The following is a 1,532-nucleotide window of genomic DNA, read 5'->3' as shown; positions in this document are numbered from 1 at the left end:
TAATCCCGCAACATCCCCAATTGAGCATGCCGGATCGTCAAACGCCTCGCTCCATAAGGCACATACAACCAAATCTCTCCCTTCTTTTGTATACTCCCCATACTTCCCAAGGCATCCGGATCAAAATCAAATCCAGTTTCTGTCGTTACAATCTTGATAATCGCACAGCGATCCCCGTTCTGGTCCGTACGCCCCTCACTCCCACGAGCCGAAAGATCATTCTCCAACTTCCGAAATGACTTCACAGAAAGCTGCTGGGCTTCCACCCATCCCGACAACAATAATAATATAGCTAAAAATAAAGTCCTCATATACTACTCTAATTACTTTCCAAAATCTTTTTTATTTTCCCCACCGTCTCTCGTCCAGTCTCCCTTTGGAGCGGCGACAACCGCCCTTTCCGGGAGACCCTTCGTGCGACTTCTTCCCTCTTTTTTAGCTCGATTTAAGACCAGAAGATCAGGAAAACTAACATACTAACCGGAAGCCGAGGTTGTCGTAACGGTGACCAAGCGCGAAGTCGTAACGAACCGACACACGACAATTCCTAACCTCACTATTCCAGCTACCGCCCCGGTACATCCGGTGAGAACCATCAGCAGCTCCTAACGGATCTCTCTGAGAAGTAACACTATACCCCCCATACCTGTCCTCACACCATTCCCAGACATTTCCACTCATATCATATAAGCCCAACTCATTCGGCTGTTTTTCACCTACCCGATGCGTATAAGTCCCGGAATTACTCCCATACCAACCGACTTCTCCCAAATTATTACTACCTGAATATTTATAGCCTTTGCTCAACCGACCGCCACGGGCTGCATACTCCCATTGGGCCTCCGTCGGTAATTTAAAATTTAAGCCTGTCAAAACATTCAATCTCTGAATAAATTTATGACAATCAGACCAACTCACCTGCTCTACTGGTAAATCTTCGCCTTTAAAATGAGAAGGATTGCTACCCATAACGGCTTCCCATTCCGATTGCCGCACCTCATACTTCCCCATATAATAATCACTTAACGTTACCTCATGAACTGGTTTCTCATTATTATAAGCATCATTCCCCTGCTCCGAAGTCGCTCCCATCCGAAAACGGCCTCCATCCACTTTTACCATATTCCCAACCAAACGACTCAATATCTCCTTCTGCTTGGGCGTCACCGAAGAGGACCAATTTATTAGCAAACCATTTTTGGCTACCTGTCCCTTCGTAGGCTTCAAAACTTCCCTTTCTGCTGGCTGGTAGAACGATTCCTCTTCCCCTTGCAGTCTTTCCTCGTTTTCGTTCAGAATCCTACGTTCCTCTGTCTGCCTTACTTCTCCCTCCACTTTAGGGATGCCTATACCCGACTCCACCGGACGGCTAAAGTAATAACCGATTCCGAATCCGCAAATTAATAAAATACATACGAACCCTATCCATTTCCAGTAGCTCCGTTGAGGAACTGCTGGAACTTCCTGCGGACGAGGATACTGGCCTTCTCCCGTTTTTTTTAATTCCGGATTTTCTCCCCTCCAGAAGGATT

The 1,532-nt window shown here is 46.5% G+C and carries 1 protein-coding gene and 1 pseudogene; both read right to left on the bottom strand.

Annotation, left to right across the window (positions count from 1 at the left end; all coding sequences use genetic code 11):
* A pseudogene (locus HMPREF9449_RS16690) lies at positions 1–311 on the bottom strand (PEGA domain-containing protein); the annotation flags it as partial.
* A 157-nt stretch (positions 312–468) separates the two neighbouring features.
* Positions 469–1,532 (bottom strand): formylglycine-generating enzyme family protein (locus HMPREF9449_RS16550; protein WP_009135906.1); only part of this gene is annotated, 1,064 nt, incomplete at its 5' end.

Source organism: Odoribacter laneus YIT 12061 (assembly GCF_000243215.1).
Taxonomy (GTDB): domain Bacteria; phylum Bacteroidota; class Bacteroidia; order Bacteroidales; family Marinifilaceae; genus Culturomica; species Culturomica lanea.
The sequence above is the reverse complement of the archived record's forward strand: the minus strand, read 5'-3'. Positions and strand labels throughout refer to the sequence as shown.